Source organism: Paenibacillus arenosi, from assembly GCF_014841135.1.
GTDB classification, from domain to species: Bacteria; Bacillota; Bacilli; order Paenibacillales; family Paenibacillaceae; genus Paenibacillus_B; species Paenibacillus_B arenosi.
This window is the reverse complement of sequence record NZ_JACYTN010000004.1, coordinates 23250-49834: the sequence shown is the minus strand read 5'-3', so window position 1 is coordinate 49834 and position 26585 is coordinate 23250. Positions and strand designations below refer to the sequence as shown.

Genomic DNA, 26585 nt, shown 5'->3' with positions numbered 1-26585 from the left:
GATGAACACGAAGCATTCCGCTTGTTTTCTATAGAGTCACGAAGTAAGGGGGAGGCATCGAATCATTTTATAGACGGCTTATTATATCATTACGGTTCTGTAAATGAAGTTACTTATGCAAGCATTTTAGCGAAATTTTAATAATTAGGCTATCGATGTAAGGAGAAAGTCTCTAAAAAAGACTAGCACTGTATTCATTAATCATAAGGAGGATAAGTCAACAGATGGAACTCGATCTTAAACATATGCTGCAGACGATATGGAAGCGAAAGGGGATAATAGCTTTCTTTGTAGTTATCGGCATAATTGCTTCATCTTATTACAGCTATTTGGTGCTAAAGCCTGTTTATCAAGCATCGACCAAATTTATTGTCAATAAGACGCAATTCGAAGAAGGGCAAGGAAGCATCAACATTAACGAGCTTAATGCAAACATTAAGTTGATACAAACTTACAAAGAGTTAATTCGTACGGATTGGATTTTAAAAGAGGTACTGCGTAAAAATCCGGACATCCCTTACACGACCGCTCAATTGCTCTCCATGATTAAGGTGTCTTCTACGAATGATACACAAGTGGTAACGATCTCCGTAGAAAATGAGTCCTACCAGATGGCAGCAAGGGTTGCCAATGAAGTTACGCTTCTGTTTATTGCCAAAATACCAAGTCTCATGCACGTCGACAATGTCACTTTATTAACCTCAGCGGATAAAAATGCGGAGCCAAGCCCCATTAAGCCAAATCGACTCATGAATGTCATTATCGCTGCTATCGCTGCATTTGCTGCAGGGATTAGTTTGGCACTTGTCATCTCTTTCTTCGACGACAGTGTGTACACCGAGGAAGATATTGAAATGGCAACGGGTCTTACGACATTGGCTGTTATTCCTAAGATGAATCGGAAGCATGTGCGCGCTAAGCATGATAGAGCGTCGAGACAAAGACAGACAACATCAGGAGGGGATGCTTATGTTACGACTCAGTGATAAGTATGCGCGGATTATGGAACGGCAGCCCTTTTCCCCCATTGCTGAATCTTACCGTTCTCTGTGTACGCAGCTTCAGTTCGTGCAGCGAGGTGAAGAGATGTGGGCACCGCGTGTAATTACCGTTACATCGTCACGTTTGAGTGAGGGAAAAACGACGACAGTATCCAATCTAGCTGTGGCCTTTGCTGCAGAAGGCAAAAAAGTGCTGCTTGTAGATGGGGATCTTCGAAGACCTCGTCTGCATGAAGTGTTTGGCATGGATGGTTCAAAGGGATTGCTGCAGTTATTGCAGACTTCAACTCCCCCGTCACAATTTGCGAAAGAAACATCGATTCACAACTTAGACCTCATCAGCGCGGGAGATCTCTTGGATGATCCAGGTAGAATTTTTGCCTCTTCTCAGTTTGATCAATTTATTGAACAAGCCCGTGAAGCCTATGACATCGTGCTGTTCGATGCGCCGCCAGTACTGCTTGTAAATGAAGCGAAACAAATTGCAGTCCGTTCAGATGGTGTGCTGCTCGTTGTCCAACCTGGCAAGACCAAATGGAAGGCACTGCAACAGGCGCAATCTCAATTGGAACGCGTTCACGCGCATATCCTTGGCACGGTACTGAATGCGAGTGAAGAACATATGGATAAGAAATGGATGAAAAAAGGGGCTCGACCCCAACAAGGGTTAAAGATGTCTGTGTTAAGCAAGTAGTTGGCTAATATCGCTTGTGATTATTTTCGCAGGTAAGGTAATATCTCCTACACCTATATCATTGGAGGTACTCGGTCGTGCTGTGGGCGAAATTTCGCCTTAGACGTATATCGTCGGTAGTGCGATGTGAGGAAGGGTTAAATGCCCTATGGCTCTTGTAAAAGAGAGAGTTGTGTCGTTTACGACCATGGTATGGCTTAAACGACATAGCTGTATCTTTTAATAGGTCAAAAGGGAAGAAAGGACGATTCATAGCATGAACAAAGCCAAGCGGTTATTCGTTCTGATGAGTCTGGATGCAGCAGTCGTCAGTAGTAGTATTGTTCTCGCTTTTTATTTGCAATACGGGAGCGAATGGAAAGAGCAGTTTATGCCGCACGGAATGCTGTTCGGAGGATTAACAGTCATCTTCTCGCTAGCAAGCTTATACATATGTAAGCTCTATCATCGAGTATGGCAATATGCAAGTGTAGGAGAACTATATTCCATTGTTAAGGCGCTCTGTACAAGTGTATTGATCGCCTTTTGTGTTACATGGTTGTGCTTGGGTGGCAATATGTCGGTTGGCATTATTCTATCCTTGTTGGAAACGATGCTGCTAGGAATTGGTGGAATTCGATTTATACGACGGTTGATCCAAGTGCGTACAGGTCGTGAACATTCCAATATGAAATCCGAACGAACGAGGACACTCGTTGTTGGAGCAGGAAGCTGCGGCAGTCTTATAACAAGAGAGATGCTTAAACAGAAATCTACTTTTCTGGAGCCGATGGAACCGATATGTATCGTAGATGATGACATTTCCAAGCTTCATTGTGAAATTCATGGGGTTCTAGTGGCTGGGATGCTGCGGGATATTCCCCAACTTGTGGAGGAGTATAACGTTGAAGTTATCGTCATTGCCATCCCATCGCTCTCCATGTCGCAGTTGAAGCCTATCGTAGATATTTGTATCGCAACGAAAGCAAGAGTGAGGATGATTCCGCTGTTGAATGATCTGATTCAAGGAAAAGTAACGATTAATAAAATTAGTGATGTCGATATTGAAGTGCTTCTTGGAAGAGAGCAGATCCGTCTTGATATGGGTCATATTTCTACGTATTTGCATGAGAAAACGGTGCTTGTTACCGGAGCAGGAGGTTCGATAGGCTCGGAGCTTTGTCGGCAAATTGCTCATTTTGAGCCGAATGCTTTGCTGCTGCTCGGACAAGGAGAGAACAGCATTTATGTCATCGAGCGCGAATTACGCTCCAAGTATCCTAGATTGAAATTGGAAACGGTCATTGCAGATGTGAAAGATGCAGCGCGGATAGATCGCATATTTGCTACGTATGAGCCGCAGGTTGTATTCCATGCAGCAGCTCATAAGCACGTGCCATTAATGGAGCGAAATCCATCGGAGGCAGTGAAAAACAATTTATTTGGTACGATCCATGTTGCACTGGCTGCTCACCGCTATGGTGCAGATCGCTTCGTCTTTATTTCTTCTGATAAAGCGGTCAATCCGACGAGCGTTATGGGAGCGACGAAGCGCGCAGCGGAAATGTATATTCAAAGTTTAAGCAAACAAAGCTCGACGGTGTTCGCCGCTGTTCGATTTGGCAATGTGTTAGGAAGTCGCGGTAGTGTCATTCCGTTGTTCAAAGAACAGATTCAACATGGAGGGCCTGTCACGGTTACACATCCTGATATGATTCGTTATTTTATGACCATACCTGAAGCAGTTCAGCTTGTTATGCAAGCCGGAGCTTATGCGGAGGGTGGGGAAGTGTTCGTACTCGACATGGGTGAGCCCGTTAAAATTGTAGATTTGGCAAGAGCGGTTATCCGCTTGTCCGGCTATGAGCCTGAGGTGGACATCCCTATTGTATTCACAGGTATACGGCCAGGTGAGAAGTTATTTGAAGAAATGCTAACAGCGGAAGAAGGTTTGAACGTAACGAAGCATTCGCGTATTTTTGTAGGACGGCCACCTATCGTACCGCAGCAAGTACTAGAAGAGGAAGTCGTTGCTATAAAAGAAATACTTAATGAAGAGAATCCGCCTATACGTGAAGCACTAAAGCGGCTTATCCCTACTTATATGCTGCCTAACGAAGATGGATTTACGAATCAGGTTGCAGCGACGGTATGCACGGATCAGGATGAGAAGCAAGCGGTTGTCGATTGGAGAGAGAAGAAGTTGTCTTTGGTTTAACGAAAAGGAGAGAAATGGATGGGAAGTCTTCTAAGTAGACGGGGCAAGCGCATCGCAGGGGCGGATCATAATGCGCACACACGAAGGACTTCCTTATGGCATCTGTTCTCGTGGACGCTTACAGGAAATGTGTTGTACGCTGCTTGTCAGTGGGCGTTGTTGATCATACTGGCACAACGTGGATCTGTGGAAGATGTAGGTGTATTTTCGTTAGCTTTGGCGATTAGCGCGCCTATTTTTTTATTTACCAATATGCAGCTTCGAGGAATACTAGCTACGGATACAGAGCAATTATACGCTAGTGGTGTTTATGTTCAGCTCCGTGTTATTAGTTCTTGCTTGGCGTTGATTGCTACACTTGGATGTGCGGCGATGTATATGTCAAGTTGGGAAACCTGTATCGCTATTGTATTAATCGGCATATCAAAATGGTTCGAATCGATTAGCGAATTATTGTATGGATGGTGGCAGCAGCATCATCGCATGGATTGGAGTGCACAGTCTCTCATCCTGCGGGGGCTGCTGTCTTTATCTTTATTTGGTGGGGCATATCTTTACACGCAAAGTTTGCTTGCTGCTTTGACGGTGTACGCGCTAACATGGGGCGGCATATTGATTGCCTTCGATATACCGAGAGCAAGGCGGCTCGAAGGTTTTACATGGAGTGGAAGTAGACGGGCAGGGCTGCAGTTATTGCAGCAATGTTGGCCGATGGGTATCGTTATGATGCTTGTATCTCTGCAAGCAAATGTGCCTCGCTATTTCATCTCGGATGCGTATGGAGAAGCTGCACTTGGCTATTTCTCTGCTCTTATGTATGTAATGGTGGCAGCTACTACAGTCGTCTCAGCCCTCGGGCAAAGCATTAGCCCACATCTTGCAAGAGCATGGTCAGCGGTTGATCGCCATGCGCTTCGTGCTGTACTTCGGAAGGCTACGTATATAATTGTTGCGATTGGAGTGGGCATGACCCTTGGAAGCTGGTTATTGGGTTCGTGGTTGTTAACGATGTTGTATGGAGCAAATTATGCACAGTATAGTGACTTGTTCCTGATCCTTACGATTTCAACCGCTTTTAGTTGTCTGGGGTCGTTGCTTGGATTTGCTTTAACCGCTGCAAGAGTGTTCCGGGCACAACTTGTTATTCATTTATGTACGGTGCTTATAACCGTTGTGCTGCAATATACAGTAACGGCTCTGAATATGCCGATGCAAAGTACAGGCTACACACTGCTTGCTTCCAATTTATTATCCTTGGTGCTGGCGGGAATTGCTTGGCGTAACTGTATGAAAGCACTGATGCGTCAAAAATTGAAAACTAACGTACTTCTTTCTGAAAAGACAGGTGGGTGACAAATGGGACGTACATGCAAACTAGCCATTGTAACGGTTCTATCCAGCCTCGTCATGCTGGCTATCATTTATGGTCTCTACCAGTGGCTGGACAAACAGCCCTTGCTATTTTATATCGTGTTGATTGTGTTTATGAATATATCATTTAGTATTTGGTATGGAAAACGCAATCACATTCGCTCTATGTTCAATAATTTGATTACGTTATTTTTGTTGTTTTTCACTCTTTATAGTATTACGTACCCGTTGGATCATCTGATTGGTTCGCTTCATGAAAGAACCGAAGAAGAACTCGTTCAGGTTATACAGCTGTATGTACTGGCGAATATTTGTATGTTGATCGGTATTACGGTTGCCTCGGTTATTCACTTGAAAAAAGGGCGTCCGAAATTTAGCAAACCGCTGTGGACACCTGAACTTATCGAGAAAAAAGAAGCAGAGCAGCGTCTCTTCCGACCGCTGCTGTTCTGGCCGGCGCTCATTGTGTTGCTTATAGGGATTGTGATTATGGCCTATGATCAATCACGATTAGGTGGATTCGCATCTTTAGGAGCTGCTAATCGAATTGAACGATTTAAAGCAATTAGTACGGTAGAAGGAATATCGCTGCCTTGGAAATCGATTATAACGAGTTCATTGCTGCTGTTGGCGATGTCGGTGCGCACGCGTGCCCAGCTGAAACTGTTTGGCTTTATTGTATTGCTGTTAACGTTCTTTTTCTTTTTCTTAATAGGTAGTCGGCTTTATGTTGTTATCGCTCTGCTGCCGAGCTTGGCGCTATTTATCGACCGTGGCTATATTCGAATAAGTCGTTTCCAGCATGTCGTCCTTATTTTAATTATGATGGTATTTATTTCGTCGCTGTTCAACAATGCAAGACTCAGTCTTATTGAAGATGTTCCGCTATCTTCTTTTCCTCCTGAGAGATGGGCGTTTTCTACCGGGGAGACAGGGGCGGGGTTTCTTGTTACATCAGATATTATACGTGTTGACCATTATCCAGAGGCGGATCCTTCTTATTTAACATCAGTGGCGTATATGCTGCCTTCTGTCATCTATCAATCTGTATTCGGGCATGGCAAACCAAAAACGTTGGGTGATTGGTATGTGTGGTATTTCTATCCGTACATCTTTAATGAAGGTGGAGGAAGAGGGTTCTCCCCGATAGCGCAAGCGTGGATGGTTGGTGGACACACAGGAGTTGTAATTCAATTTTTCGTTGTCGGTGTGTTGTTAGTGTGGATATCCCGAACTTCGATGCTCAAATATATTTGTTTGCCGCTAGCGATTATGTTCCAGCGAAGTCCGATGAACGTTGTCGTGATGGATATAGCCTATGCATTTCTATTCGTCATATTTATTGTTGTATTGGCGGCGATTATGAGACCGAAAGTGCTGGAGCAATTGATGAACAGGATTCCAGAGCGTCATAAAGCAAATACGTTGCGTGTTCGATGAAGTAGCTGAGTTGAGGTGAGAATATGATTGAGAAGACGGGCAAGAAACCGAAACCGCGTGTCGCGATGCTAATTACGTCATTAGCTGGCGGCGGGGCAGAGAAGGCTGTTAGTATGCTGCTTCAGGGATTTGATCCTGAGCGATATGAACTTCATCTTATCGTAAATCGGAAGGAGGGACCTTATATGTCCCTCCTTCCTTCTTATGTACAAGTATCAGAAATGAATGCTCCTCGACTTCGAAGTGCGTGGAAGGCTTATATGCGAACGCTGCGCCAAGTTCGTCCTGATGTCGTCATTTCGCATATGTGGGAAAACAATGTGTTGAATGTCATAGGACGTCGCTTATCAGGTTTGCGGTTTGCTACGGTACTGTGTGAGCACAGTTCCATTAGCCGTCATCGAGGTAAAGGTGTAAACATCATGAGACGCTGGTGTTATAAAAGAGCCGATGCGGTTGTTGGCTGCTCGCAGATGATGGGTGAGGAATTGAAGGACATTCTTCAGGTTCCTCGTTCGTTAGTGCATGTCATTTATAATGCGGTGCTGAATGAAAGCTTCTATAGTCGTGCTAATGAAAACGTTGAGCATTATTGGCTGCAGCAGGGGCCAGTGGAAGCTGGAGCAAGCAACGATAGCTGGGTTATAGAAGATGAGGTTCATATAGCTGATCGTGATGAAGTCGTGGCATCGAATATACCCGTATTATTAGGACTCGGCAGATTGTCGCCTGAGAAGCGATATGATTTGCTCATCGAGGCAGTACATCGCCTTCACCAGCGCGGGTGCAAAGTAAGAGCGCTTATTATCGGTGAAGGTGCGGAGCGTGAACGTCTAACCAAGCTTATCGCTGATAAAGCTTTAGAGTCATGGGTAGAACTTCCGGGATATGCCTCCAATCCACTGCCTTTTTTGCGTCAGGCGGATATTTATGTTCAGAGCTCGGATGTAGAGGGATTGCCTACAGCGCTCATCGAAGCGGTCGCTTTGGGCACAAGCATCGTCGCTACGCGTACAGCAACAGGTACAGAAGAAGTATTGGAAGGAATTCATTCTGCTTTACTGGTCCCTTGTGATGATGTGGAAGCAATGGCAAACGCGCTGGAAAAACAAGTGATGGACTTGGCTATCCGACGACAGCATAACGAAGAGCTGAATGTACCGAGTAAGCACATTGTTGACCATTTTATAGCACCTGAGTCCATTCGAGAAATTGCGGCTTCTTATGTAGATTCTTTGGATACTCAGTTTCAGCGCTTAAACAAATTTACGTTATCTTATGTTGTTGAACAGTACGAGTCGCTTATCCGCGATGTACTGAAGAAATATGGAATAGAAGAAAACGCCGTTTCCAGACAACTTTAGTCCGACTGAAATCATTATTAGTGAGGAAGGGAGTATCGCGATGAAGTTCGTTTTTGCCTATGATGTGCGTATTGAACAAGTAAGAGGTACAGAGCAGTACTATCATAATTATTTTGATTACACCGTATGGCAGCGGTACTTGGAAGTGTGTGAGAAACTAGCCATTGTAACGAGAGTGGTGGAGGTTGGCAAGGATGAACCACGCTTGAACCGTAAGTTGTCGAGCGGTCCTAACGTCAGTTTTCACCATGTGCCCTCGATAAGCAATCCTGTCTCACAGTTGACTAAGCGTAAAGAAGTCATTCGCATATTAGAGGAACAGCTGCAAGAAGCTGATGGATTGATTGCACGCTTGCCAAGTGAGATAGGGACGGTAGCGATTGGTGTTGCGAAGCGGCTAGGCAAGCCATGGGCTGTGGAAGTTGTCGGCCATGCTTGGGATGCACTGATGAATCATGGCTCATGGCAGGGCAAGTGCTATGCGCCGATTATGACGTGGCGAACGAAGAAAGCGGTGCGACAAGCTCCCTATGCGCTCTATGTAACCCGTGCGTTTCTACAGCATCATTATCCAAGCTGGGGATACCATATCAATTGTTCCAATGTCGAAGTTCCGCCAGTACCTCAACAGGTGCTCGATCTTCGTTTGCAGCGCTTGGATGAACATACAGATGGCTGGCAGACGGTAGGTATTGTTGGCTCATTGGCATCGAATAACAAAGGTGTTGATACTGCCATCGAAGCATTATCCATGTTAAAAGGGCAAATGCTCCGGCTTCGCGTGCTAGGTGAAGGGGATAAAGGAAAATGGGTCGAGCTAGCTGAACGTTGGGGGGTAGCGGATCGTGTGGAGTTCTGTGATCCTGTCCCGAGCGGTGAAGAAGTTTTCCGTTGGCTGGATGAGTTGGATTTCTACATGCAACCGAGCTTCCAGGAAGGGCTTCCTCGCGCGTTAATTGAGGCTATGAGTCGCGCCCTACCAGCTATTGGTTCTACCGCAGGAGGAATCCCAGAATTGCTGCCAGAGGAATGGATATTCCGAGCTGGTGATGCAACTGGGTTAGCGGAGAAGATGCAACTGATGACAAATAATCGTGACATAAAGCGGAATGCAGCAGCAGCAAACTTTGCGACTGCACAACAATATACAAAGGATGTCTTGGATAAAAGACGTACAGCTTTTTGGAAGTCTTTCAAGGAAGAAGCGGTGCGTCGTTCCATGTTAACCAATCCGGGGATGGTGAAAGGATGAATATTTGGATTACAGGTGCAGCTGGCTTCATCGGCTCGCATGTTGCGGCTCGCTGCTTGGAAGCGGGCTATCAAGTCGTCGGTATCGACAATATGAATGATTATTATGATGTGACATTGAAGGAACAGCGGCTGGAGCGTTTGCTGGCACAATCCAAATCATTGTTGCAAACAGGGGAATCAGCAACCGTTCCGCAGCAGCCGTTCCGCTTCTATCGCTTATCAATTGAAGAAGGGGATAGAATTCATGATTTAATGCGGGAGACGAAGCCAGATGTCATTGTTCACCTAGCAGCGCAGGCGGGTGTTCGCTACAGCTTAACTAACCCGCAAGCTTATATTCAATCGAATATCGTTGGGACAGCCAATATATTGGAGGCTGCCCGTTTACAAGGCGTAGGGCATCTGCTCTACGCCTCTTCTAGCTCTGTGTATGGAGCGAATAAGAAAATTCCATTTGCTGTAGAGGATCGAGTGGATCACCCTGTCAGTTTGTATGCTGCCACGAAGAAATCAAATGAGCTAATGGCGCATTCCTACAGTCATTTGTATGATTTGCCGACAACGGGGCTTCGCTTCTTCACGGTATATGGACCGTGGGGAAGGCCGGATATGGCTTACTTCTCATTTGCAGAACGAATCACGTCAGGCAAGCCCATCGATGTCTTTAACTTTGGCAATATGATGCGCGACTTCACTTACATTGACGACATAGTTGAAGGCATTATGAGGCTGCTTCCACGTGCTCCACAACGCGATGGGGAACAAGCTCCATACAAGCTGTACAACATTGGCAATCATCAGCCTGTTCCGTTGCTCGATTTCATTCGTGTATTGGAAAAGCATCTTGGCGTGCGAGCTGAGCTTGTGATGAAGGAGATGCAGCCTGGTGATGTCCCGCAAACGTATGCGGACATATCCAGTCTGCAGCAGGATATTGATTTCCGTCCAGATACAACGATTGAAGTGGGTATTCAACGCTTTGCTGAATGGTATTTGACCTATAAAGAACAGCGGACAGCAGAGCGTGTGCTTCACGTATAAATGAGGTTTAGGCTGATCATTCACTAGGATACCAGTTCTTCTGTGGGAGGTTCGTTATGGGTCAAATAACAGAACTCACGTTAAGCGAAAAGAGCTCGGAAACGGTTTATATTCAGCCCAAAGTGAACGATTCCATCCTATTTCTAATCGCTAAACGAATCATTGACTTTGTGCTTGCGACAGTGCTTCTCATGCTAACTGCGCCTATCGTAGTGGCAGTCATTGTATGCATTAAGATGGATTCCTCAGGTCCGGCTTTCTATGTGCAGGATCGGGTTGGTTATAGAGGTAGGGAATTTAAGCTTATTAAACTAAGGTCTATGGTCATGGACGCTGAAAAGGATGGTCCCCGGTGGGCGGCTGCGCATGATGAGCGTGTGACGAAAGTGGGGCAGTTCATTCGCAAGACAAGAGTAGATGAGCTTCCTCAACTGATCCATGTAATAAAAGGCGAGATGAGCCTTATCGGACCTCGCCCCGAACGAAATTCATTTATGCAGAAGTTTAATCAAGAAATACCCGGATTTATGAACCGCGTGCTCGTTAAGCCTGGTCTAACAGGCTGGGCACAAGTAAATGGTGGATATGATCTCACTCCGGAAGAGAAGTTTCAACATGATATGTACTACATAACCAATCCTTCTGTACGGATGGAGACGAAAATTTTTCTCAAGACGATTACGGTCGTTTTGACCGGAAAAGGAGCACGTTGAAATTTGAGTGTAAGGAGGATAGGGCCATTATGTCGAGGTTGGATAAGCGCGATTCAGCAGTTGCGATTGAGGAGAAACCATCATCAACAACTTTGCAGCATTCTGAAAACTCCTTAACACCACAAGTATCGGAAGTACCGAAAACATCGAAAGTAAATCATCGCATCCTATTCGCCGTTACTGCTGAGAGCGGAGTATCTTTTCTTGAGCGCCAGCTCAGTTACTTGCAGGAGCAGGGATATGAGGTGTTTGTTATGAGTGACGGCGCTCCTTCTTCGCAAACGTTAGAAGGAGCAACACATATTCAGCTCACCATAGAGCGCGAAATATCATTAACGAAAGATGTGGTGTCGCTATGGCATGCTATCCGATTGATACGGCGCATTAAGCCGAATATTGTGAATGCCGGAACGCCCAAGGCTGGCTTGCTCGTTAGTATAGCAGCTTGGATTTGCCGTGTGCCGGTTCGTATTTATACATGCCATGGTTTGCGGTTTGAAACGTTAAAGGGCTGGAAGCGCGCACTTATGGTGACGACTGAACGCCTGTCGGCAGCTTGTGCACATAAGGTAATAGCAGTTAGCCCAAGCTTGAAAGATGTTTTACATCGGAATCGCATATGTGCCCTTGAAAAGGTAGAAGTCCTTCACAATGGCAGCTGCAAAGGTGTAAAGGCGGAGCCGTTTATTTTAACAGATGAACGGCAGAAGCATTCAGAGGCATTGCGTCAATCCTTGGGGATTGCTCAGGATACACCGGTACTTGGCTTCATTGGTCGATTGACGAAGGATAAAGGGGTAGATATTCTTGTCGAAGCCTTTCATCTCGTTAAAAAAGTTATTCCTCATGCTGTATTACTATTGGTTGGAGAAAAGGAGCAAGGAGATCCGATCTCGGCTAAAACCGTTGAAGCGATTGAAAATGATGACAGCATCATTCATGTAGGGTTTCAACGGGAACTTGGTATGTTTTATGCAGCGATAGATTGTTTAGTACTGCCATCTTATCGTGAAGGGTTCGCCAATGTGTTGATTGAAGCTGCGGTGGCAGGTAAGCCAACGATAGCGACAAGAGCAACAGGAATGACGGATTCCGTGCTGGATGGAATTACGGGCTTGCTCATTGAGCCTGGTGATATACATGAACTGGCTGAACGGATGATATGGCTTATTAAGCATCCTGAAGAGTGTGTCCGTTTAGGGGTGAATGGACATATTCGGGCTTTGCGAGAATTTGATCCTGAAGATGTGGTTCAGGCACATGCTTATTTTTATCATTCGCTGCACAAGCAGCGAGTTAGTCGCGGTAAAGCCGCAACTCATCATCATGATCAGGCTTCTTATGCAAATAGCAGCAGGGAGGAGGGATTCCATTGAACATACTCGTTACCGGTGGAGCAGGGTTTATAGGATCACATGTCGTGGACCAATTGCTGCTGGCGAATCATAACGTCATTGTCATTGATGACGGCAGCAGCGGCAATGTGGCGAATGTATCGAGTGAAGCGAAGCTATATACGATGTCGATTATGGATGACCAATTGAATGAAGTGTTTGAACAAGAGCAACCCGATGCGATTATTCATATGGCTGCTCAAATCGACGTGCAGCGTTCGCTTCGTGAGCCCATATTTGACGCAGAGGTAAACATTGTAGGGACGATCCGTTTATTGCAGTGCTGCGAAAAATACCGTGTTAGTCGCTTTGTTTACTCTTCCTCGGCTGCTGCATACGGAAATCCGCAGTATTTAGCGATTGATGAGCGGCACCCGATAGCACCTATGTCCGCATACGGTATTTCTAAATATACGCCTGAAAGATATATCAAAATGTATCATGAGCAGCTGCCTGATTTGCAGTATTCGATTTTGCGCTATGCCAATGTATATGGAGAGCGGCAAGTTTCGAAAGGTGAAGGTGGCGTTGTATCCATTTTCGTTGATCATATGCTCGACAACAGACGTCCCATTATTTATGGAGATGGCAATCAGACGAGGGATTTTGTCCATGTTGAGGATGTTGCACGTTCGAATGTGCTTGCCTTGACGTCCGAGGGGAGCATGACGGTCAACATTAGCACAGCTGAACCTACAAGTGTTAATGAGTTGTATCGCCATCTGCAAGCACATACAGGAGTAGATGATCCGATCTATTTGGAATCTCGAATAGGGGATATTGAGCATAGTTATTTGGATAATACAAAGGCACGTAATCGCTTAGGTTGGGAGCCTACGATAGACTTACAGACTGGACTTGCACGTACGCTAACCTATACGAGAGATGCTGAGCGTCATTCATCGTCAGTCCTGAGCGGAGCTTAGGACTTATTGATATTTTTATGGGGCAGAGACAGAACTGGATGGAGGGAAAGAAATGAAAGTAAGAAAAGCAATTATTCCAGCTGCTGGCTTAGGTACGAGATTCCTTCCTGCAACGAAGGCACAGCCCAAGGAAATGCTGCCGATTGTAGATAAACCGACGATACAATATATCGTGGAAGAAGCGATCGCATCGGGCATCGAGGACATTATGATTATTAGCGGTCGTGGCAAGCGGGCGATTGAAGACCATTTCGACAAGTCCTTTGAGCTGGAGGAAAGCTTAGCAGCGAAGGGTAACTTAGAGGCGTTAGAAGAGATTCAACAGATTTCTAAGATGGCTAACATCCATTATATCCGTCAAAAAGAACCTAAAGGTTTAGGGCATGCCATTTTGTGCGCACGCACGTTCATTGGCAATGAGCCGTTTGCTGTCCTGCTTGGCGATGACATTGTACAGTCGGAAGTACCTTGTATTAAACAGTTGATGGATGTGTTTGATCGTTACCATAGTTCAGTTGTAGGCGTGCAATATGTTCCAGATGAGGATGTACGTAAGTATGGGATCATTGATCCGCTTGGTCCTTCTGTCGAGCCTTCCCTCATGCACACGAAGTCTCTAGTGGAGAAGCCTCCTGTAGGGCAAGCGCCATCGAACTACGCCATTATGGGACGCTATATTTTAAGACCTGAAATCTTCGAAGTGCTGGAGCATCAGCAGCCTGGGGCGGGCAATGAAATTCAGCTGACAGATGCCATTATGACGCTGAATCAATGGCAGGCGGTACTTGCCTATGAATTCCAAGGAACTCGATATGATGTCGGCGATAAGCTTGGCTTCTTGAAAGCGACGGTGGACTTTGCACTGAGGAGAGAGGAACTGTCTGATGACATGCTCGCCTATCTCATAGAGACTGTTGAGCAGCATCAGCTGTTGAACGGTACTGTTGCTGAAAGTAAACGTAATCAGTTGATGGAATATACGGCAGGAGGATCATAGGATGAAGAGCTATTCAATAGCGGTAATTGGCACGGGTTATGTTGGGCTCGTATCAGGCACTTGCTTCGCTCATGTGGGGCATCGAGTGATTTGTTGTGATGTGGATGCAACTAAAATAGAACGTTTGAAACGCTGCGAAATTCCTATTTATGAACCGGGGCTCGATAAGTTGGTAGCGGAAGGCATGGAGCAAGGAAGGCTCAGCTTTACGACGGATATCGCCACTGCTATTCAAGCAGCAGATGTTATTTTTATTGCAGTTGGGACACCCATGTCGCAGACCGGGGAAGCCAATCTGGATTATGTTCAGCAAGCTGCACGTATGATTGGAACGGTGATCAATGGCTACAAAGTCATTGTGACCAAAAGTACAGTTCCGGTTGGAACAGGGCGCTTGATCGAGCAGTGGATTGGAGAGTCGTCGCGTAATCAATATTCGTTTGATATTGTATCCAACCCTGAATTTTTACGAGAAGGCTCAGCGGTTTATGATTGCTTAAATATGGAACGGACAGTAATTGGTGCCGATCGGCCTGAAGCTGCAGCTATTATTGCAGAGCTTCATGAGCCGTTCGGCACTGTTGTTTTAAAGACCTCTATCGAAAGTGCGGAGCTTATTAAATACGCTTCTAACTGTTTCTTAGCTATGAAAATTTCCTATATCAATTCCATTGCTAATCTATGTGACCAGCTCGGCGCTGACGTAGATGAAGTGGCACAGGGAATGGGGCTCGACAGCAGAATCGGTCATCGATTTTTGCAGGCAGGAATCGGCTATGGAGGATCTTGCTTTCCGAAGGATACGTATGCGCTTCGCCATTTAACGCAAGAAGCGGGCTGTTCGTTCTCCATTCTTGAAGCGGTCATTGATACGAATGAAAAACAGCGTCTTATCGTCATAGATAAGTTGCAGCAGTCACTAGGTACGCTTGCAGGTAAACGAATTGCAGTGCTGGGCCTAGCTTTTAAGCCGAATACGAATGATGTAAGAGATGCACCTTCATTGACGATTATTCCCAAGCTGCTAGAAGCAGGTGCGATCGTTCGGGCCTATGATCCGGTTGCTACTGAAGAGGCTCGTCATGTACTAGGTGATCAAGTCGTATATATGCCTACTGTTCAGGATACCGTTACGTATTGCGATGCATGCCTTATTTTGACGGAGTGGGAACAGATCATTGAAGCCGATTGGGAGAAGCTGCATGGTTCAATGTCTAGACCGTTAGTGATTGATGGTCGAAATTGTTGGAGCGCAGAAAAAATGGCGGAACTAGGCTATGAATATATTTCAATGGGAAGACCGTTCATACCGCAGCGAGAGACATCATTGAGAGTACCAGTTTAATGATTAGAAGGTGAGAATGTTGAATATATCTGACCGTATATACTTATCTCCTCCACATATGAGCGGAGAAGAGCTGGCAAAAATTGCGGAAGCCTTTGCAAGCAACTGGATAGCGCCTTTGGGGCCTATGGTCGAGCAATTTGAACGTCAAATAAGCGAATTAGTAGGAATCGAAGGAACGGTAGCATTATGCTCCGGGACTGCAGCCATACATCTTGCACTCGAATTGGCAGGGGTTCAAGAAGGGGATATCGTATTTTGTTCTTCGCTTACGTTCGTTGCCAGTGTGAATCCGATCCGTTATTTAGGTGCAGAACCTGTATTTATAGATTCAGAGCCTACGACATGGAATATGTCTCCACGTGCACTTGAACGAGCTTTGTACGAGGCTAGCATACTTGGTCAGCTGCCCAAAGCAGTCATTGTTGTGCATTTATATGGCCAGTGCGCAGATATGGATGCCATTATGAAAATATGTCGGCAGTACGGCATATGTGTTATAGAAGATGCCGCCGAAGCACTTGGAGCGACATACAAGGGACAGATGGCAGGAACAATTGGAGACTACGGGATATACTCTTTTAACGGAAATAAGCTGATTACAACTTCAGCCGGTGGCGCGCTTGTGTCCAATTACAGCGACAAGTTGGAGTATGCACGTTATTTGTCAGCTCAAGCTAAGCTGCCTGCCTATCATTATGAGCATAATCAAGTTGGCTACAATTATCGGTTGAGCAACATTCTTGCTGCTATTGGATGCAGTCAATTGAATGTAATCGACGAGCGGATCGCATTGCGACGAGCTGTATTTGAAAGATACCAGCAGGCGCTTGGGGACAGACCAGGCATTTCATTTATGCCAGACCCATTATGGGGCAGTTCAACGCGTTGGCTCACGACCTTGACGCTAGATCCGCATCTTATTGAGGCTTCTCCGCTTGATGTAGTACAGGAGCTAGAAGTTATGAATATTGAATCTCGACGAGTATGGAAGCCGATGCATGCACAGCCGTTATTCGCTGGCTGCCGTTATTATCGTCACGAAGAAAATGAGAGTGTTAGCGACATGTTGTTCGAGAGAGGGATCTGTTTGCCATCAGGCTCAAGCTTGGCTATGGATGATCAAAACAGAGTCATAGACGGTGTACAGTCCGCCCTTCGACCCATCTACTCTTTATCTTGAATGATGCTCAAGTCTGAATAGTTAGATGCTAGGTGATACATGTGGTCGCTAGAGAACAACTCTTTTGAAATTAAAGGAGATCATTATGAAGCGTTTGTTTGACATTGTATTCTCTATCCTTTTAATTATTGTGCTTAGTCCGTTACTGCTTCTCATTGCGATGTATGTACGAATAACCATTGGCAAGCCCGTTATGTTCTACCAGGAGCGTACGGGCTTGCATATGAAGTCATTTAAATTATATAAGTTTCGAACGATGAGTGATGAAGTTCTGCCGAACGGAGAGCCGCTGCCTGATGAACAGCGCTTGACGAAAGCGGGCAATATTCTACGCATGAGTAGCTTGGATGAGCTACCACAGTTGTTCAATGTGTTAAAGGGAGATATGAGTTTAGTCGGCCCACGTCCACTGCCTAGCAAATATAATCCTTACTATTATGAAGCGGAGCGGGTTCGGTTTACTGTACGACCAGGCATTACAGGGCTAGCACAAATTTCGGGTCGCAACATGCTGTCGTGGCAAGCAAGATTTCAATGTGACCGCGACTATGTGGAGAGACAAAGTATGTGGCTGGACGTCGTTATTTTGTTCAAAACGGTTAATCAAGTTGTTGTGGGTAAGAACAACGCAGTATGTCCAACTATGTTTGTAGCGGAACTAGATCGAGAACGGCGTGTCAGCTTGAAATCAAAAACGATGTAAACTACCAACCACCTCTGCAAGGAGAGTAGAGATAAAATGAAGCGAATCATTGTATTCGGAAGTATGGGCGTAGCAGTCGACTGTTTGAGATGGCTGCTGCGTCAGTCGGGGGTAGAAGTGCTGGGGGTCGTATGCTCGACAGAGCCCTTATCTAAGTGGCGTCTCGTTCAGAAGGACGAAAATATGTACGATGAAGCAATGCGGTTAGGGGTTCCTGTACTGAAGCTTGAGCAGGTGTGTGAATTGGAGGCTGATCTAGGGATTAGTGTCCGCTATCACGAGCTGCTGCGTGCACGTCATCTAGAGCGTTTTACGTTAGGGGTCGTCAATCTTCATGGGGCTCCTCTCCCTGAAATGCGTGGTTCCATGTGCGACGCAGCTGCCATCATAGAAGGTCGAGAGGAATACGGAACGAGCATCCATTGGATGAATGAGAAGGTGGATGAGGGCTTACTTATCGGAGTAAAACGTTTCCCTATTAAGCCTGCTGACACGGTATATGAATTGTTTCAGCTGAGCAATCAGTATGGATTAGAGCTGTTAAAAGAGTGGCTGCCTCGCATATGGGAAGGGCGTGTGACGGGCGTTGACCAGCTAGCATTAGCTGAGGAATTACAGATTGAACCGAGAACCTATCGAGCACAAGAAGTGAGAATGTTGAAGCAGATTCCTGAGCACGCTGCTCCGCAATTCATTTATAATACGGCGCGTGCTTTTCAATTCCCTGGTCATGAACCTGCATACATGCAAACGGATCATGGAAAAGTATATGTTTCGATTGCTAGTGACAATACATGATGTGCGGAGGAATGGAGTATTCATGAATGCTTTCCTGCTTGATATGGCGAATCGTGAGAAATGGAATACATATACGCGAGCTGCACTTGATACAGACGTATACTTCTCGGCAGAGTACTGCCAGGTTTATGAAGACAATGGGGAAGGCAAGTCGCAGTTGTTTGTCTACCAGGAGGGAGACGAGTTTGTCTGCTATCCTTACCTATTGCGCGATGCGAGCCATCTCCCAGGGCTGCGTGAGCTAAATGTGACCAAGCCCATCTATGATATTACGACTCCGTACGGATATGGTGGACCGATATCGAACGTAGCCGATGCCGACAGGAGAGCGAGGTTGTTTCGCAAATTCGAGCATCAATTTGATGCATACTGTCGCGAGCAGCGTATTGTCTCGGAGTTCGTTCGCTTCCATCCATTGTTGAACAATTGGCGAGATTACGATGATGTGAGACCTGAGTTTGTGCGCAACACGGTGTTTGTTGATCTTACGTTGTCAGAAGAGGATATGTTAAAGACTTTCTCTCGAGATAATCGCAATCGCATTAGGCGTGCTCAAAGAGAAGGGTTCTACGTCACTATCGAGGAACCGACGAGGCTGGATAATCTTACTCGTCTGTACGACGCGACTATGTTAAAAAAGCAGGCAAGTGCATACTATTACTTTGATAGCAACTTTTTCCAAAATACAACGTCTTATTTAGAGGGATATGTGAAGCTAATAGAAGTTCATGCAGATGACAAGGTGATCGCTTCCTGTCTCTTTATGCATGAAGGTGATTATGCGCATTATCATCTTATGGGCTCTGATCAAGCATATTTAAAGGCTGCTCCAATTAATTTGCTCATCTATGAAGCAGCTTTATGGGCGAAGTCACAAGGGTGTAAGAAACTTCATTTAGGAGGAGGGGTAACGGGTAACGACAACTTGTTTCGATTTAAGCGTAGCTTCAACGAACGTGAATGGGCTGATTTCTATGTCGGCCGACGCATTCGGCATCAATCATTGTATGACGCTGCCGCGCTAATCTTGAATCAGCAGTACGGTATAGCTGGAGCTGAATCCGCCTATTTTCCAATGTATCGCAACCCATTGCTCTTTAATACTTCAACGGAATCAAGCTGTTCTGAGGTCTCATCTGGATAAGCGGAGCCTGACGTCCCCTAAGAAGGACAAGTGCAGAGGGTGCTTGACCATACGGACGAAGGGGATTCGGCATATGATGCATGAAGCTGATACCAAGAGGATATGAATGGTATAGAGCTATGCTGTCATTAAAGAGGTGGAAAGGATGGGGCATAAAACAAATATGTGTTTAAATCGATGTAAGAAATGGTTGCTTGTTATAGGTGTTATTTTTGTTATTGTGGGCATACAGTGGAACTCTTCTTCGGAGAATACAGCTGCAGCATTAGAGACCCCTGCGCCACAAGGTACCAATATTAAGTCACTTGGAGCAACGGGGAATGGAACGACAGATGATACCACAGCTTTGCGTAAAGCAAGTGAAATGTTGTCAGGCAAAATCTATTTTCCAACAGGAACCTATGTACTGAATGAGGATCTCGTATTTCGTAAAGAGCTGACCCTTGTATTCGGGCAAAATGCCAATATTAAAGTGGCTTCGGGCAAGACGTTGAAGTTGGATGGCGGATTGCAAGGTGGTCTGTATACGCTCTTTACTGGAGATGGAAGCGTTGTCGCCACAGGTACAATTAAGAAAGTATATCCAGAGTGGTTCGGCGCACTAGGAAATGCGATTCAAGATGATAGGCCTTTTATTCAAGAGGCAGTGAACTTTGCAAGCACCTTAAAGAAGGGAGCAGCGGTTCATTTCACTCAAAATCGCAGCTATGTGCTCGGTACGATGACGGTACCTCAACAGACAATTATTAGTATGCCAGGGCATGTCTCTCTTGAAGGCCGTGGAACGTTAAAAGTTAGAAATAATATGGGCAAGTACAATACGGTGTTTGAATTTACGAAGCCGATCGATCATATATATGTTAGAGAATTGACTGTAGATGCAAATGCACAAAATAACCCGATTACGGAAAAGCCAAGCGATACGAACAATGCCATGCGCGTGTTTACACTTTACACAGGAAAGGGAGCTCAGTTCCAAGGTGTTACCGTTAGGAACAGCTTATCCATTCAAAGTGTGATGGCAAATGTAGTCGATGATTTAGTCGTGCAAGATTGTCAGTTTCTTAACATGGGAGTAGGCGCTCCGTTCTTCTTTGATACCTCTACGATTTACTCTGTCGGCAACAATGCCATTATTACACGAAACTATTTTGAAGCCGGAGGCGCTGGCAGTAATACGGCGATTGAAGTACACGGCTTCGGCAAAGTCGTAAGTTATAACGTAACTAAGAAATTCCGCACAGGCATTCTTTATGCATCTACATCCAACAGAGACTACAAGAACGAGAACAACCTCATTACAAACAACCGCATAGAAGATGCTGTATTCGGTATGAGCTTATGGGCTACTCGCGGAGATGTGAAGCAGCTAACGATAACGAACAATAGCATTATCGTAAATGCTCGTGGCGGTGGATTTTTATCTACCAATGCAGAATCAGCAGGTATTCAATTCCATCATCCTAGCGGTGACGCGTGGATCAATATTGCTATAACAGACAACTTCATTGATTTCAAACATCCTGGCGGCAACTATATGACGCTTGCTCCCCACGCTGCCGGCATCGACTTATCCTTACAAGGTAGTGGCACCAAAGTAGAAGGTCTTCTTATTAAAGGAAACATTATACGCAATGCGTACACCAACGGCATCACTTGGAACATTGAAGGGGTACAGAATAACGTCGTTGTTGAGGAAAATACAATCGTTAACCCTGGCGCGTTATATAGTGGTAAAGAAGGATACAGTTCGGGTATTGCGTTATATGAGAATCCACTCTTCTCTAACTGCTTCGTGCGAAATAATGTCGTCGTAGAAGATCGTACGACGTCTAAAATGTACACGGGGCTATTGCTTAGAAGTTTAGGTGTAGCAGACCGCGCGCATCAACAGTTGTCTTGGATTAACAATACGATCGTGTCTGAAATGACTCCCTTGAGTGGAGAAAAGACAGTAGCAATCGGAAATACACCAATTATCGTACAGACACCATTTTAATAGGTAAAACGTACAATGACGTGAAGGGGCGGACGGAATGAGCACCGCCTCTTCTTCTGTTACTTAACCCTGCGTAATAAGTTCGTTTCTACTCACTTCATGGCAATTTGCACCCACTATTCAATCTACCTGATCTTGCAGCAATCGCTCACAAGCCGTGAATGTGCATCCAGATGAGAAATGGTGGTGAATGTATGAGTGGAATAGAAATGCAGATGAACAGACCGTTATTAGTTACAGGTGCGTCAGGGCAGCTTGGTACAGACATTATGGAGCTGCTGGAAAAACATAATGTGCCTGCGATAGGGTGTACTCGTGCGAATTTAGACATTACCGATAGTGAGCAAGTTCATGAAGTAATTGGCCGAATAAAGCCTTGGGGTATTATTCACGCAGCTGCCTATACGAAGGTGGACCAAGCAGAAAATGAGCGTGATGAAGCGTATCGCGTGAACGTGTATGGTTCGCGCAATGTTGCTGCCGCTGCTGAATCAGTTGATGCGAAAATACTGATGCTCAGCACGGACTATGTATTCGACGGACGAAGTACGAGACCCTATGATGAATTTGCTACGCCAAGACCGATAAATGTGTACGGTTCTTCTAAGCGGGAAGCGGAAAAAATCGTATGTCAATTGAACCGCCGTGCGTTTATCGTTCGTACTTCATGGGTTTTTGGCAGGCATGGATCTAATTTTGTAAAGACGATGTTGGAACTGGGCAAAATCAATCATGAACTAAAAGTGGTTCATGATCAGATAGGTAGCCCCACTTATACGAAGGATTTAGCCGAATGCCTTCTTAAGTTGATTCACACAGATTGGTTCGGAACGTACCATGTTTCGAATTCTGGCAGTTGCTCTTGGTATCAATTCGCTTCCGCAATTATGGAAGAAGCAAATTTGAATGTCAAAGTAAGATCGGTGCCAACCTCACAATTTCCTCGCCCAGCTAGACGCCCAGCCTACTCAGTATTAGCAGGAAGAGCACTCACGCTTCATGGACTGCCTTCCCTACGACCATGGCGTGAGGCGTTGGCAGATTATATTCAAACGCTGGAAGTACGCAGCTAACAACTATCAATCATAGGAGGATAGGTGATGAGATGCGCTGTACTAGGTGGGGATCTCCAAGGCTTGTCGTTAGCCATTAGACTCGCTGGCTTGAAGCACGATGTATGGCTCGTAGCGAACAGCGCAGCATGTGCAGAACGATGGCGGCAGGAACTAGGAGATCGGCTGCTGTGTACGATCAATGATTCGTATGCAGTGAAGCGCTCAGATGTACTCTTTTTCGTCAATAGGAGCGCGTCTACTTCACTTGATCCACATTCGCTCGTGGAATGGCTGCTGCCTCATGTAGCTGAACATGCACTCGTTGTCATTGCGGCTGAAGTACAGCCTGGAACGACAACGACGATGCGGCAACAGCTGAATCAGTCTCAACGTTTCTCAGGGGAAGTTGTATATGTGCCTCCTGTATTGCTGCATCGTCCGTTTCCACTAGCTATAGGGACGGAGCATGGTGAACGATGTACAGCATTGGAGCAAGTGCTGGATGGTTGGCATCGCCTTCACTATACGATGAAGGACCAAGTAGCCGAATATGTACAGTGTGTTGCTGATAGGAGGCCATCTACGACTTCACTTTCGCCTCGTAATGGCAAGGAAGCAAGAGAAGCATATACATGGTGGCACAACATTCAATCGAGAACCATGCTTACTGGTTTGGAGCGAATAAGAGAAGCGGAGTGGTTCTAATATGTTGCAAATATGGCGTCGATGGCGAACGTGGCAGAAAATCGCTGTTTCTTGTTGCTTATTTATACTGATTGGAAGTTGTATTGCTGCACTTATTATTGGGATGACACTAAAGCATGCGGCGGATTCGATGTATGAGGAATTACCAGATCGCAAGGAGTTGCTTCGTTCGACCATTGAGCCGCTAGAGACGGATCTAATAAATCCAGTACATAATCGTAAAACCAATAGTAGTACCTCTGTTCCCATAATGGAGCCAGTGACAAAGGATTCACAACCGGATGTAGGCAAAAGCGAGCCGTTTACGATGCTGTTAATGGGCGTCGATGAACGAGCGCATGACAGTGGCCGTTCTGATAGCTTAATTATGGTTGCGGTTAATCCTAAGCAAGGTAGTGCCGTCATCGTACATATTCCGAGAGATACACGAACAGAGCTGGCAGGCTTGAAGAGGTTGGATAAAATCAATCATGCTTATGCCTATGGCGGAACTGCCATGACCGTCGCAACTGTTGAGCAGTTATTTGAGATCCCTATCCATTACTATATTAAGACCAATATGGAAGGGTTCAAGGCTGTCATTGACGAACTAGGCGGCATAGAAGTACATAACCCAATTCCATTTGAAACGGACGGGCATCGATTTGCAGTGGGGGATATTGAACTAAGTGGCGAGCAATCATTAGCATATGTACGCATGCGCAAACAAGATCCCAAGGGAGATTTCGGGCGTATGGATCGACAAAGTTTAGTACTTCGTGCATTGGCGCAAAGAGCCGCCTCTACAGATGGTGTTGTACGTTTAGGTGCAATTATTGATGTGCTGCAACAACATACACGAACCAATTTGGCATTCGAAGATTGGATTTCACTTGCTGCGATGCATGCTTCGTCTGTTAATCTAATTGAAAAAACAACATTAACAGGTGCTTCTGAGCGGATAGCAGGCATTTATTATTGGAAGGTATCCAAAAAGGAACGGCTGCGCATTCATAACTTGCTACGCAACAATTTGGATCCTAATCTTGACAAATAAAGCAGGAAGTCGTACATTTATGATACGAAATGTAGCAAAAATGTCGAATTTTAGTGATTAGATGGTCCTTTTTCAAGGATTATGAGGAGGCTCATATTGCCATGGATGTGTCGGATTCATCCCCCTCACTTGTTCACAACCCTGTATATTGTCTCGGCTGTCAAGAAAGGGTACCAGCGGAGCGTACGGTCATTCAATTCCGTACAGGCTTCTATAAAGCTCAAATACCACTGGGGAGCTGTGATCGCTGTACACCTAAGCATACAATATTGACTCAATTGTGGAATTCTTTGAAGACCGGACATTTCTTTTGAAAACGATAAAAAAATGCAAGGACGATGTGTGTGACGGTTAGTTCCCCTCCGTACTTCTCTTCGCAAAGAAAGAGAGAAGCAAGCTTTATCCCGCTTGCTTCTCTTTACGTTTTTTCTTCTTATTAGGATGATATCGGTTTGAATGATCTTGGGAAAATAAAACCTCTGTCTCTAGTTGTTGATTATCATCATTGGAAGTAGATGAGCCTTCTATGCTAGGGGAAGGAAGAGAGATAGAGGTGGGTATTTGTTCTGCTGATGATTCTGCCCCCTCCATTTTGCTAATGCCATTCAATGTACCGCCTTCTTCAATAATAAGTGATTGCGATACACAATTACCTACTAGATGCCCTGTCGATGTTATCGTTAGCTTTCCTGCGACTTTTAGTTCCCCATGGATCTTTCCAGCAATAATAATTTGCTTCGCCTCAATGTTTGCGTGAGTTTCCCCGTTATTTCCTATAATAACGGTCCCTTGGCATGTGATCGTGCCCTTGAATTGTCCGTCAATGCGTAAGTTGGATTGGCAATTCAGATGCCCCTCCATCTCAGTTCCATAACTGATAATCGTATCTGACATACTGGGGCGTGTACTTTTTCCAAACACTGAGCCTCAACTCCTTGTCGAATAATTAGCTAAGCGTCTATCTTTTTATGTGGCTTGTGTGAAGCAGGGAAGGAGGCTGAAGATCCGATATATGGAGATGGATTTGTTGCTTCTCCTTGCTGCATAACTTGAAAATGTAAATGCGGCCCTGTACTTCTTCCTGTATTTCCGAGTTCTCCTATCTTATCTCCCTTGGCTACTTGGTCTCCGACACGTACTTGGATGCTGTTAAGATGCATATACCACGTTTCTAATCCATTCACATGAGAAATAATGATATAGTTGCCTCTTGCATAATGAGATTCAGCAGTTGTAATGGTTCCTTCAGCAGCAGCATAAATCGGATCGCCTATATCGCCAGCAATATCAACACCGGCATGGAAAGAAGCCTGTCCTGTTATAGGATCTTTCCGGTAGCCAAAGCCAGAAGTCAGCTGCTGTGATTGTGTCGGCCATAGAGAGGGTGTGCCTTGAATAACCGCTTGTTTCCTTTTCGCTTGCTTTATCGATGTGGGGAGGGAACGTTCCATTTCGGTAATAAGTTTGTTTACTTCTTCAATATCGAACCGAGACTGTTGGGACAGCTTCAACAGCTGTTCATTCGTCAGAGCTTGAAGTTCGCCACCTTGCTGCTTGCTGTTAAGACGTGAAATAGGCAGCGTGCTGATACGGGACAAGCTGCGAGTAGGGGCATCCTTCGATTGATTTTTATTTCCTTGGACAAACTGTTCAAGCTGTCGTTCCCAATGACTAATTTTGGACACGCGCTGTTTCACATTTTCTGTCTCTTTGCTCAGACGGATGATCTCCTGTTGAAGCTTACTTACTGCTTGCTCCTTATTTTTCACGGTGACATCGAGTACTAGTGCCTGCTTAGCTATCTGACCTTCCAACTCCTGAATATGCTCAGCCGATTTCCATTGTAAATGTACAACAAATGCGGAAAGAGACATGACTGCTGCAATGGGTACGGAGACGATGAGCAACTTCGGGATTTTTACTTGCTTGACTGGTTGTTCCGCTTCTCGGATGACGAGTAGCGTTGTAGATTGTTTCCACCACCGCCGCTTCATAAGTTATCACCTCACTCTATTCAGTCTAGACTTGCAAGGCTAACGAGAGTTGAATAACACAGGATGGAATACCTAAACTATCTTGTACAAACTCTAATATAAATTTATTCGATAGTAGGACAGAACATGACTACAAGTTCCAAAGGGTTTGTCGTGATGTGGTAAATAAATAGATTTGTGCTGTAATTGCCTCGATATGATGATTTCAAAATGATGATTCAAATTGTGTGC

Annotated in this window: 24 protein-coding genes; 22 read left to right on the top strand and 2 right to left on the bottom strand. The window is 45.3% G+C overall.

Going from position 1 to position 26585, the window contains the following annotated elements:
* The first annotated feature begins 224 nt into the window (after positions 1–224).
* From IFO66_RS08435 to IFO66_RS08330, 22 genes are all read left to right on the top strand, one after another.
* Positions 225–986 (top strand): YveK family protein, encoded by a 762-nt coding sequence (locus tag IFO66_RS08435; RefSeq protein WP_192024730.1) that lies wholly within the window; start codon positions 225–227, stop codon positions 984–986.
* On the top strand, positions 970–1695 hold the full coding sequence (locus IFO66_RS08430) for a CpsD/CapB family tyrosine-protein kinase (protein WP_192024729.1): 726 nt from the start codon (positions 970–972) through the stop codon (positions 1693–1695). The genes IFO66_RS08435 and IFO66_RS08430 overlap by 17 nt, the downstream gene beginning before the upstream one ends.
* A 256-nt stretch (positions 1696–1951) precedes the next feature.
* A complete protein-coding gene (locus tag IFO66_RS08425; protein WP_192024728.1) occupies positions 1952–3892 on the top strand; it encodes a polysaccharide biosynthesis protein in 1941 nt (646 codons plus the stop codon).
* 18 nt (positions 3893–3910) lie between these two features.
* Entirely contained in the window at positions 3911–5245 is a 1335-nt protein-coding gene (locus IFO66_RS08420) for an MATE family efflux transporter (RefSeq protein WP_192024727.1), read from the top strand.
* Positions 5246–5248: 3 nt separating this feature from the next.
* Positions 5249–6703, top strand: coding sequence for an O-antigen polysaccharide polymerase Wzy (gene wzy, locus IFO66_RS08415; RefSeq protein ID WP_192024726.1), 1455 nt, complete (start codon positions 5249–5251; stop codon positions 6701–6703).
* Between the two features lie 23 nt (positions 6704–6726).
* A complete protein-coding gene (locus IFO66_RS08410) occupies positions 6727–8067 on the top strand; it encodes a glycosyltransferase (RefSeq protein ID WP_192024725.1) in 1341 nt (446 codons plus the stop codon).
* A 40-nt stretch (positions 8068–8107) separates the two neighbouring features.
* Entirely contained in the window at positions 8108–9319 is a 1212-nt protein-coding gene (locus IFO66_RS08405) for a glycosyltransferase (protein WP_192024724.1), read from the top strand.
* A complete protein-coding gene (locus tag IFO66_RS08400) occupies positions 9316–10362 on the top strand; it encodes an NAD-dependent epimerase (RefSeq protein WP_192024723.1) in 1047 nt (348 codons plus the stop codon). Before IFO66_RS08405 ends, IFO66_RS08400 begins: the two co-directional genes overlap by 4 nt.
* 56 nt (positions 10363–10418) lie before the next feature.
* Complete coding sequence (locus tag IFO66_RS08395) at positions 10419–11075, top strand: sugar transferase (RefSeq protein ID WP_192024722.1); 657 nt, start codon at positions 10419–10421, stop codon at positions 11073–11075.
* Positions 11076–11104: 29 nt separating this feature from the next.
* Positions 11105–12451 carry a glycosyltransferase family 4 protein gene (locus tag IFO66_RS08390; RefSeq protein WP_192024721.1) on the top strand — a complete coding sequence of 449 codons (1347 nt, stop codon included), beginning with the start codon at positions 11105–11107 and terminating at the stop codon, positions 12449–12451.
* The gene (locus IFO66_RS08385; RefSeq protein ID WP_192024720.1) at positions 12448–13395 is read left to right on the top strand and encodes an NAD-dependent epimerase/dehydratase family protein; all 948 of its coding nucleotides are present in this window, start codon (positions 12448–12450) and stop codon (positions 13393–13395) included. Before IFO66_RS08390 ends, IFO66_RS08385 begins: the two co-directional genes overlap by 4 nt.
* 52 nt (positions 13396–13447) lie before the next feature.
* A complete protein-coding gene (galU, locus tag IFO66_RS08380) occupies positions 13448–14392 on the top strand; it encodes a UTP--glucose-1-phosphate uridylyltransferase GalU (protein WP_051217153.1) in 945 nt (314 codons plus the stop codon).
* A 1-nt stretch (position 14393) separates the two neighbouring features.
* The gene (locus tag IFO66_RS08375; RefSeq protein WP_192024719.1) at positions 14394–15737 is read left to right on the top strand and encodes a UDP-glucose dehydrogenase family protein; all 1344 of its coding nucleotides are present in this window, start codon (positions 14394–14396) and stop codon (positions 15735–15737) included.
* 19 nt (positions 15738–15756) lie between these two features.
* Positions 15757–16920, top strand: coding sequence for an aminotransferase class I/II-fold pyridoxal phosphate-dependent enzyme (locus IFO66_RS08370; protein WP_273015211.1), 1164 nt, complete (start codon positions 15757–15759; stop codon positions 16918–16920).
* An 85-nt stretch (positions 16921–17005) separates the two neighbouring features.
* Positions 17006–17623: a sugar transferase gene (locus tag IFO66_RS08365; RefSeq protein ID WP_192024718.1), complete on the top strand. Its 618-nt coding sequence runs from the start codon at positions 17006–17008 to the stop codon at positions 17621–17623.
* A gap of 36 nt (positions 17624–17659) precedes the next feature.
* On the top strand, positions 17660–18421 hold the full coding sequence (locus IFO66_RS08360) for a formyl transferase (RefSeq protein ID WP_192024717.1): 762 nt from the start codon (positions 17660–17662) through the stop codon (positions 18419–18421).
* 22 nt (positions 18422–18443) lie between these two features.
* On the top strand, positions 18444–19565 hold the full coding sequence (locus tag IFO66_RS08355) for a lipid II:glycine glycyltransferase FemX (protein ID WP_192024716.1): 1122 nt from the start codon (positions 18444–18446) through the stop codon (positions 19563–19565).
* A 145-nt stretch (positions 19566–19710) separates the two neighbouring features.
* Positions 19711–21564 carry a glycosyl hydrolase family 28-related protein gene (locus IFO66_RS08350; RefSeq protein ID WP_192024715.1) on the top strand — a complete coding sequence of 618 codons (1854 nt, stop codon included), beginning with the start codon at positions 19711–19713 and terminating at the stop codon, positions 21562–21564.
* Between the two features lie 194 nt (positions 21565–21758).
* Entirely contained in the window at positions 21759–22637 is an 879-nt protein-coding gene (gene rfbD / locus IFO66_RS08345) for a dTDP-4-dehydrorhamnose reductase (protein ID WP_225445608.1), read from the top strand.
* A 27-nt stretch (positions 22638–22664) separates the two neighbouring features.
* A complete protein-coding gene (locus IFO66_RS08340) occupies positions 22665–23324 on the top strand; it encodes a hypothetical protein (protein ID WP_192024714.1) in 660 nt (219 codons plus the stop codon).
* Between the two features lies 1 nt (position 23325).
* The gene (locus IFO66_RS08335; protein WP_192024713.1) at positions 23326–24360 is read left to right on the top strand and encodes an LCP family glycopolymer transferase; all 1035 of its coding nucleotides are present in this window, start codon (positions 23326–23328) and stop codon (positions 24358–24360) included.
* Positions 24361–24461: 101 nt separating this feature from the next.
* Complete coding sequence (locus IFO66_RS08330; RefSeq protein WP_192024712.1) at positions 24462–24674, top strand: diaminopimelate decarboxylase; 213 nt, start codon at positions 24462–24464, stop codon at positions 24672–24674.
* Positions 24675–24759: 85 nt separating this feature from the next.
* Here the strand turns inward: IFO66_RS08330 and IFO66_RS08325 are convergent, their stop codons facing one another.
* Entirely contained in the window at positions 24760–25281 is a 522-nt protein-coding gene (locus IFO66_RS08325; RefSeq protein WP_192024711.1) for a polymer-forming cytoskeletal protein, read from the bottom strand.
* A gap of 29 nt (positions 25282–25310) precedes the next feature.
* Entirely contained in the window at positions 25311–26354 is a 1044-nt protein-coding gene (locus IFO66_RS08320; RefSeq protein ID WP_192024710.1) for a M23 family metallopeptidase, read from the bottom strand.
* Between the last annotated feature and the right edge of the window lie 231 nt (positions 26355–26585).